We start from the raw sequence: 8,069 nt of genomic DNA, 5'->3' as shown, positions 1-8,069 counted from the left end.
AGATGTGTATAAAGAGACAGACCCGCCCCCATGGCCCCCCGTGGAGGGATGCCTCTGCGCCGTGCGTCGGGCGCCCCGTCCGACCGGAGCGTCACCGGCGAGGTTTCGGTCGGAGGCGAGAGACCCATGAAGGAGGCCTCGCCCAAAGGAGGCGGAGGGATGGAGCGCGCGAAGAAGCGCAAGGCCTACGATGAGTTCGAAGGCGCGCCGATGGCGGACATGTCGATGGACCAGGAGGAGGGCGGCTCCGGCGCGACCGGCCTGGAGCCCGCGGACGGCCTGCTCGACTACGACTCGCTGACGCTGGCCCCTCCGGGTGCTCCGTCGCAGCGAGGCCGGCTGCGCCCCCGTCCGGCGCACGTCACCCAGGCGATGTTCGCGCTGACGGCCGTGAGCGTGCGGGTGGACGTGCTGAGCATCGTGGCCCAGGCCACGCTCACCGCCAACGCCGTGCACGGCCTGCCGCCGCCCACCTGGAGCGTTCCGCCGCGCGAATCCGCCCGGTACTTCGATGCGCGCTTCGACGCGGAGGCGAGCACCGACGTGCCCTCGGACGGCGCGTGGCACACGGTGCCCATGTTGACGCTGCCGGTGGAGCTGAAGGCCGAGTACGTCTGCGTGCCCTCGGTGGAGCCGCGCGTCTTCCGCACGGTGCGCCTGGACAACCCCACGCCGCACCCGTTGCTCGCGGGGCCGGTGGACGTGACGCTGGAGGATGAGTTCCTGATGACGTCCCCGCTGCCCACGCTGGGGCCCGGCGAGACGCAGCGTCTGGGATTGGGCGTGGAGGAGGCGCTCCAGGTGGCGCGCAACACGCGCTTCGACGAGGCCACGGGCGGCATGTTCGGCAACAGCACGGTGCTCACGCACCACGTCACGGTGGACGTGGCCAACCACCTCTCCCGGCCCGCGGTCATCGCCATCTCCGAGCGCGTGGGCGCGGTCCCGGAATCCCAGAAGGACATCAAGGTGGAGGAGACGGAGGTCGTCCCTCCCTGGCACAAGCCCACGCCCATCCCGGGTGAGGCGGCGGTGGAGGGCGAGCGCGTCTGGCGCGTCAGCGTCCCGGCCGGAGAGAAGCGTTCGATGAAGGCGACGTGGATCGTGAAGTTGCCCGCCAGCAAGATGCTGCTCGGCGGAAACCGGAGGACGTGATGAACACTTCCATCGTGTTGCCCGTGGTCAAGGTCACCGTCCTGGAGGACCGGGCCCTCATCGAGCGCAGGGGCGAGGTGTCGCTGCCGCAAGGCACCGCCCGGCTCGTGGTGGACGGCCTGCCGGCGGTGGCGGTGGACCGCTCGCTCCAGGCGAAGCTGGCGGGCGGAGTGGTGACGCAGGCCAGCCTGCGCCGCTCGAAGCGCGCGGTGCTGCCGGAGGCCCTGCGCGAACAGCACACGGAGCTGGCCCGCCGCTCCTTCGAGCACGAGCAGGCGCTGGAGCGCGCCCAGGCGGAGGTCCGTCGCCTGGAGGTGAAGCGCAACCTGGTGCAGGCCGCGCGCGAGGACGTCTTCCGCGCCATCGCCGAGCGCACCGGCGCGGGAGAGGCGGACCCCGGACATTGGAAGGAGCAGCTCGACACGCTCCGCCGGGAGCTGACGGCGACGGACGACACGCTCCGCCAGGCCCGGCGCCACGAGAGCCGCCTTCAGCGTCAGCACCAGCAGGAGACGCGCGACATCCTCTCGCGCACGCAGCCGCCGGAGCCGACGCTGGACGTGCGCGCGGAGCTGGACGTGAGCCACGCCGCGGGAGGCACGGCGACGCTGACGCTGACGTACCTGGTGCCCTGCGCCGCGTGGCGCCCGGCCTATCGCGCGGCGCTGCGCTTCACCGCGGAGGCGACGACGGTGACGATGGAGTGCGAGGCCGTCGTCTGGCAGAACACGGGCGAGGCGTGGAAGGACGTGACGCTGGCCTTCTCCACGGCGAGGCCCACGCTGGGCGCCACCCCGCCCCGGCTCCAGGACGACTGGCTGTCGCTGCGGGACAAGACGGTGCGCGAGAAGCAGGTGGTGGACGTGTCCATCCGCGAGGAGTCCCTCCAGACGACGGGCGAGGCCGGCGTCACCAAGGCCGCGGACGCGCTGCCCGGCATGGACGACGGGGGCGAACCGGTGACGCTGTCGGCGTCCCACCTGGCGACGGTGCCGTCGGACGGCGAGGCGCACCGCGTGGCGCTGTTCACGTTCACGACTCCGGCCACCTCGGAGCTGGTGGCGTGTCCGGAGCAGTCGCCGCTGGTGCACCGGGTGGCGCGGTTCGACAACACCGGGCCGTCGGTGTTGCTGGCGGGGCCGGTGGACCTGGTGCGCGCGAAGGGCTACGTGGGCCGCGCGCAGCTCAAGTTCGCGGGCCGTGGAGAGCGCGTGAAGCTGGGCTTCGGCAGCGAGGACTCGCTGCGCGTTTCACGGCAGGTGGACGTGGGCGAGGAGACCGCGCGCATCACCGGCCGGCGCACGCGCACGCAGCGGGTGAAGCTGTTCGTGTCCAACATGGGCGCGAAGCCGGCGGCGCTGGCGGTGGAGGAGCGCATGCCGGTGTCGGAGGTGGAGGCGGTGGAGGTGGCACTGCTCAAGGACGCCACGAAGCCCGCGCCCACCACGGTGAGCCCGGAGGGCATCGTGCGCTTCGAAGTGAACGTCGCGCCGCGCTCCCGGCAGACGCTGGCCTTCGGCTTCACGGTCGCCAGCGCCGCGAAGGTCTCGGGCCTGTAGGAGCGCCTGAAGCTCCTGCAGCTCAGGACGTGGAGAGCACCAGGTTGCGCATCTGGTGCACGGCCATGCGGGTCGGAATGAGCCGGAACATCGCATCCCGCACGAAGCGAGCGGCGGGGTTCTCCCACTGGCCCATGCGGCCCACCTGTCGCGAGCGCACGACCATCTGGTTGGCGCGCGTCACCCGGCGGGCCTCATACGCACGCAGCGCGTCTTCCACCGGGCCTGGGGCCGCGAGGCACTCCGACAGCACCACGGCGTCCTCGATGGCCTGACACCCGCCCTGCCCCAGGTTCGGCGTCATCGGGTGCGCGGCGTCTCCCAGGAGCGTCACGCGGCCCCGGCTCCACCGCGCAAGCGGCGGGCGGTCATGGATGTCCGTGCGCAGGACGCGCTCCGGAGGCGTCGCCGCGAGCAGGTCCGCGATGGGCGCATGCCATCCGGCGAAGCGCTCGCGCAGCACCGCGAGCGTCTGTCCCGGCGCGTCCTCCGTCCCCATGGGGGCGTTGAGCGTGGCGTACCAGTACACCTCGCCATGGCCGATGGGCACGATGCCGAAGCGGGCGCCGGGGCCCCACGTCTCGCTGAAGCGCCCTGGCGGCACGAGGTGCGCGGCCGGGCACACGCCGCGCCAGCTCGTGTAGCCGGAGTAGCGGGTGGGCTGTTCGCCCAGCAGCCCCGTGCGCACGGCGGAGCGCAGCCCATCCGCGCCCACCAGCACGTCTCCCGAGACGGTGGTGCCATCGGACAGGGACGCGGTGACGCGTGCCCCGTCGTCCTGGAAGCCCGTCACGGCGACGCCCAGCCGCACGGCCTCCGGAGGGCCCGCGTGGGCATGGAGGACCGCCTGGAGCCGGGCGCGGTGCATCGCGACCATGGGGGTGTCCAGTTCGCGCTGAAGGGCTCCCACATCCACCGTGGTGATGCGGGCCCCTGACGGCACGAGGATGAGGGACTGCTCGGCCCGGGCGCCTTCCGCGACCACCGCGTCGCACAGGCCGATGCGGCGCAGGGCGAGCGCGGCGTTCATCTGCACGATGAGGCCCGCGCCCACCTGTCGCAGCGCGTCCGCGCGCTCGAGGACGGTGGCGCGCAGGCCGGCGCGGTGGAGGGCGCACGCCAGCGTGAGTCCTCCGATGCCGGCCCCTGCGATGAGGACGTGGCGGCGGGACGGAGACGCTGCGGAAGGCGAGGTCATGGCGGCCTTTCAGGAAGGCCGGAGCTGGGGGTCAACCGAACCAGCGGCCGGAGTCCGGAGCGAAGACTCGCACGCGCTCCAGCAGGGACGCTGGCAGGCGGGCCTTGAGGGTCGCGTGGACCTGAGCGGGGCTGTAAGCCTGACTGAAGTGCATCAGGACGAGGGCCTCGTTCTGGAAGCGGTCCGCCATCGAGGCGATCTCCTCCAGGTGGATGTGGGCCCGCTCCTGCGCGTCGCGCACGGTGCGCTCCGCGTCGATGAACGTGCACTCGAGGATGAGCACGCGGCTGTCGAACAGGGACGGCTGGCGCTCCAGCACGTTGGAGAGCGTGTCGGTGCAGTAGGCCAGCTCCAGGCGTTCGACCTCCTCGAAGAGGGGCTCGCCGGCCAGACGACGGCGGCCGATCTCCGGGGGAGGCAGCTCGCGATATTCGGGCTTGAGCTTGGAGACACGGCGGAGGAACTGGTAGCCCAGTGAGGGCACGGGGTGGTGCGTGCGAAAGGCACGCACCCACAGGTCCTGCTGGAGTTTGGTGGTGTCACCGGGGCGGAGGGGGACGGTGTGGATCTCCGCATTCATGCGGTGCAGTCGAGCGAGGGCCGCGATGGCCTCCTGGACGGGCGCTTCGATCTCCGCGGGCAGATAGACGAGGGGCGGCCCCTTCCCCACCAGCGCACGGATGCCGAGGAGTGAGCCCAGTGCGCTGGCGTGATCCGCATGGCCATGGCTGAGGAAGATGCGATCCGCACCGGCGAAGGAGCGGATGGGGATGCCGGCATCCAGCAGCACGCCCAGCTCCGGCACCAGGAGCGACGTGTACACGCCGCCCACGGACACACCGCGCACGGTATAGGGTCCCGCCTGCACCTCGGTCAGCATGGGGAAAGCTTATGCGGTCTTCGGAGGGAAGGCGCTCGTGCGGGTGAAGCCACCGTGGACCGTGCGGCTCCTGGCCGTCGCGGTGCTGCTGCAGGGCTGCGGGGGCACGCGTGGCCGGGGGCAGCTCAAGTACGACTCCGCGACGAACGCCTGCCGGCACCAGCCCGCCTCGTGCGCCCAGGCAGCGGGGCAGGAGGCGGTCCTCCCAACAGCGGTGCGGACCTTCGCGACGGCGGGAGGCTCCGCGGTCGCGGCAGTGAAGCTCCTGGATGACGCCTTGAGGCAGGAGGTCACGGAGGCGCTGGAGGAATGCGCGAACCACGCCCGAACCCAGGTGATTCTCGAACGATTCGGCAACAGGAGCCCTACTCCCGAAGAATGCAGGGAAGAACTCGACGACGTACAGGGCAGGACCGTCACCCTGGCCATGAAGCTCGGGGAGGAGATGCATCGCGTCGCACTGCGCTGTGCCGCCGAAAAGTTGAACGCGCTTCGACCCGGTGGCTTCAGCATCGAGCCCACCTACCAATACGACCAGGGGCGCAAGAAGAAGACATGGCTGTCGGCAGCCGATGTGGACCGAATCCGTCAGGAAGGAAGCCTTGGCGAACTGAAAGGGTCCCTTGTTCCCGATGTGGTGCTTCATGCGGGGCATCCGGACCAGGTCCAGGCCGTCTATGATTTCAAGTTTCCCTGTGTGGACATCACGATCCGGCCTCGTTGGCGGGACTACCCCTCAGGGCATCCGTACGCGGGGAAGAATCAGCGCGACATGTATGTCGAAGCATTTCGTGTCGAAGTGGTGATTCAAGTCGTCCCCTGGTTGGGAGCAGGGCTCTGAGTATGGAATCTCCAAGAATGCAGGTCATCCGCAGGGGCAGGGCTGTTACGCAAGAGGACATGAGCATCTGTTTCTATCTCCCCAAGCCGACTGCGGAGGTCGCCCATGCTGTATCCCTGTCATTGCAAAAATACCTTGATGCGGTCGGCGTACAGACCCTGAACTATTTTTTCAATGAAGACGGTGACTGGGAGAAAATGGATGAGTCCAGCTGGGAAATCGTTCGCAGGAAGATCCATCATCCGAGCGTGTCGTCGGTCGCCCTCACAAGTGACGCCCCCTACCCCGATAGATATGAGTTTGAATATGTGGGCAGGGACATCCATGGCCCGGTGTTCCGTCATGACCCCGGCGCGGTGACAGCGGTTCGCTTCATTCTCCCCCTGGCGTGGATGAGAACCCACGGTCCGCAGCGAGTCCGGGAGCTGGCGCTCGCCCTGGCCGCGCCACTGCCCTTCAGCTCCGGGCATGCGGGACTGTCCGTCACGGGCTTCCTGGAAGTCGTGCGGATCATGGATGAGGTCGTCCCCCAACTGCTCCCGCATCCTGGAGTCGACGTCATCAACCTGAACCAGACCGCAATGGAGATCGGCCCCCGCCTGCGCGTCCCGCATTGGCTGACCTTCATTGGCGATCCCGCACTGAGGGAGATGGGCGGCCCGGACTTCCTACGCGCCCAACTCCACACCCCCGGCACCACCGTGGAGTCCCTGGACGCGTCCCGCGCCGTTGTCACCCTGGGACCTGTCCCCGAAGGCGGAGGCCCCGACCAGCCGCTTCCGGCCTACCGCGAGCTGGCCCGGGTCCTGGAACCCTGGGCCTACCATCCCAAGTCCTGCCCGGGGTTCAGCCCCCAGGAGGCCTTCCACAAGTGGGAGCGCCGGTTCCTCGACTGAACCGGCATCCCCCATTCCAGCTCAGTTCTTCGCGCGCTCGTACTGGTGCGGCCAGAGCACGTCCGCGTGCAGCTCCTTCGCGGCGCGCAGCGGCCAGTACGGATCCCTCAGCAGCTCCCGGGCGAGGATGACGACGTCCGCCTGCCCCGTGGCCAGCACGTGCTCGGCCTGCATCGCGGAGCGGATCATCCCCACCGCCCCCGTCAGGATGCCCGTGTCCCTGCGCACCCGCTCCGAGAGCGGCGTCTGGTAGCCCGGCCCCACCGGAATCTTCAGCCCGGGCACCAACCCGCCCGATGAGCAGTCGATGAGGTCCACGCCCTCCTTCGCCATCAGCTTCGCCAGCGCCACCGAGTCCTCCACCGTCCAGCCCCCCTCCACCCAATCCGTGGCGGAGATGCGCACGAGGAGCGGCAGCGACTCCGGCCACTTCGCCCGCACCGCCCGCGTCGCCTCCAGCGCGAAGCGCGTCCGGTTCTCGAACGAGCCGCCGTACCTGTCCGTGCGCTTGTTCGACAGCGGCGACAGGAACTCGTGCAGCAGGTAGCCGTGCGCCGCGTGCAGCTCGACCACCTGGAACCCGGCCGCCTTCGCACGCGCCGCCGCGTCCCCGAACGACTTCACCACCCGCGCGATGCCCGCCTCGTCCAGCGCCGCGGGCTTCGGATAGCCCTCGCCGAACGCCTCCGCCGTGGGCCCCACCGGCGTCCAACCGCCGTGCTCCGGCGTCACCGTCGCCCCATGCGTCCCCGTGTCCCAGGGCCGGAGCGTGGAGGCCTTCCGGCCCGCGTGCGCCAGCTGCACGCCCGACGCGGCCCCGTTCTGGTGCAGGAAGCGGTTGATGCGCGCCAGCATCTCCACCTGCGCGTCCTTCCACAGCCCCAGGTCCTGCGGCGAGATGCGCCCCTCCGGCTCCACCGCGGTGGCCTCTGTCAGCACCAGCCCCGCGCCCCCCACCGCGCGACTGCCCAGGTGCACCACGTGCCACTCATTGGCGAACCCGTCCTCGCTCGAGTACTGGCACATGGGCGAAACCACCACGCGGTTGCGCAGCGTGATGTCGCGCAGCTTCAGGGGGGTGAACAACCGACTGCCGCTCATGACTTGTCCTCCGGGGACTTCAATTCCTGTCGCTCCGCCAATCCCAGCGCCGCGCGCACCTGCGCCGTGCTCTTGCCCAGCCAGTGCCGGCGGTGGTTGTCCTGCGTGCTGAAGCTGCGCGTCTCCATCCGGTCCACGTAGAGCGTGCCCTCCAGGTGGTCCACCTCGTGCTGGAGGATGCGCGCGTACCAGCCCCGCGCCGACAGCGTCACCGGCTGCCCCTGCTCGTCCAGCGCCTCCACCCGCACACCCCGCGCCCGGGACACCAGCGCCGCGAACCCGTTCACGCTCAGGCACCCCTCGTGGAACTCCACCGGCGTGGGGTCCTCCACCACGAGCCGGGGGTTGATCAACACGTGGAAGGCCACCGGCGCCCGCTCCCGCGTCGCGAGGTCCGCGGGCGTCGCGACGCGGGAGCGGGCGCCGGTGGCCTTCCACG

The 8,069-nt window shown here is 70.2% G+C and carries 8 protein-coding genes; 4 read left to right on the top strand and 4 right to left on the bottom strand.

What is annotated here, in order from left to right:
- Positions 1–159 precede the first annotated feature (159 nt).
- Positions 160–1,155, top strand: a complete 996-nt coding sequence (locus D7X12_RS36195) for a DUF4139 domain-containing protein (RefSeq protein WP_244224989.1) — start codon at positions 160–162, stop codon at positions 1,153–1,155.
- Complete coding sequence (locus tag D7X12_RS36190) at positions 1,155–2,714, top strand: mucoidy inhibitor MuiA family protein (RefSeq protein WP_120629765.1); 1,560 nt, start codon at positions 1,155–1,157, stop codon at positions 2,712–2,714. Before D7X12_RS36195 ends, D7X12_RS36190 begins: the two co-directional genes overlap by 1 nt.
- Positions 2,715–2,736: 22 nt before the next feature.
- Here the strand turns inward: D7X12_RS36190 and D7X12_RS36185 are convergent, their stop codons facing one another.
- Positions 2,737–3,912, bottom strand: coding sequence for an FAD-dependent monooxygenase (locus D7X12_RS36185; protein ID WP_120629764.1), 1,176 nt, complete (start codon positions 3,910–3,912; stop codon positions 2,737–2,739).
- Positions 3,913–3,943: 31 nt separating this feature from the next.
- Positions 3,944–4,792 (bottom strand): MBL fold metallo-hydrolase, encoded by an 849-nt coding sequence (locus tag D7X12_RS36180; protein ID WP_120629763.1) that lies wholly within the window; start codon positions 4,790–4,792, stop codon positions 3,944–3,946.
- 37 nt (positions 4,793–4,829) lie between these two features.
- Here D7X12_RS36180 and D7X12_RS36175 point away from each other — a divergent pair, with 37 nt between their 5' ends.
- Positions 4,830–5,633: a hypothetical protein gene (locus D7X12_RS36175; RefSeq protein WP_244224988.1), complete on the top strand. Its 804-nt coding sequence runs from the start codon at positions 4,830–4,832 to the stop codon at positions 5,631–5,633.
- A gap of 59 nt (positions 5,634–5,692) precedes the next feature.
- Positions 5,693–6,529, top strand: coding sequence for a type VI immunity family protein (locus D7X12_RS36170; RefSeq protein ID WP_158620192.1), 837 nt, complete (start codon positions 5,693–5,695; stop codon positions 6,527–6,529).
- Positions 6,530–6,550: 21 nt separating this feature from the next.
- Here the strand turns inward: D7X12_RS36170 and D7X12_RS36165 are convergent, their stop codons facing one another.
- On the bottom strand, positions 6,551–7,630 hold the full coding sequence (locus D7X12_RS36165) for an NADH:flavin oxidoreductase/NADH oxidase (protein WP_120629761.1): 1,080 nt from the start codon (positions 7,628–7,630) through the stop codon (positions 6,551–6,553).
- On the bottom strand, positions 7,627–8,069 hold a 443-nt coding region (locus D7X12_RS36160), incomplete at its 5' end, for a peptide deformylase (protein ID WP_208719506.1). The genes D7X12_RS36165 and D7X12_RS36160, both read right to left, overlap by 4 nt.

It is taken from the genome of Corallococcus sicarius, from assembly GCF_003611735.1.
Taxonomy (GTDB): domain Bacteria; phylum Myxococcota; class Myxococcia; order Myxococcales; family Myxococcaceae; genus Corallococcus; species Corallococcus sicarius.
This window is presented reverse-complemented; position numbering and strand designations above follow the sequence as displayed.

Coding starts and splice junctions, on each gene's coding strand:
- D7X12_RS36165 (WP_120629761.1), bottom strand. CDS start 7,630: ATGAGCGGCAGTCGGTTGTTCACCCCCCTGAAGCTGCGCGACATCACG.
- D7X12_RS36190 (WP_120629765.1), top strand. CDS start 1,155: ATGAACACTTCCATCGTGTTGCCCGTGGTCAAGGTCACCGTCCTGGAG.
- D7X12_RS36180 (WP_120629763.1), bottom strand. CDS start 4,792: ATGCTGACCGAGGTGCAGGCGGGACCCTATACCGTGCGCGGTGTGTCC.
- D7X12_RS36195 (WP_244224989.1), top strand. CDS start 160: ATGGAGCGCGCGAAGAAGCGCAAGGCCTACGATGAGTTCGAAGGCGCG.
- D7X12_RS36185 (WP_120629764.1), bottom strand. CDS start 3,912: ATGACCTCGCCTTCCGCAGCGTCTCCGTCCCGCCGCCACGTCCTCATC.
- D7X12_RS36170 (WP_158620192.1), top strand. CDS start 5,693: ATGAGCATCTGTTTCTATCTCCCCAAGCCGACTGCGGAGGTCGCCCAT.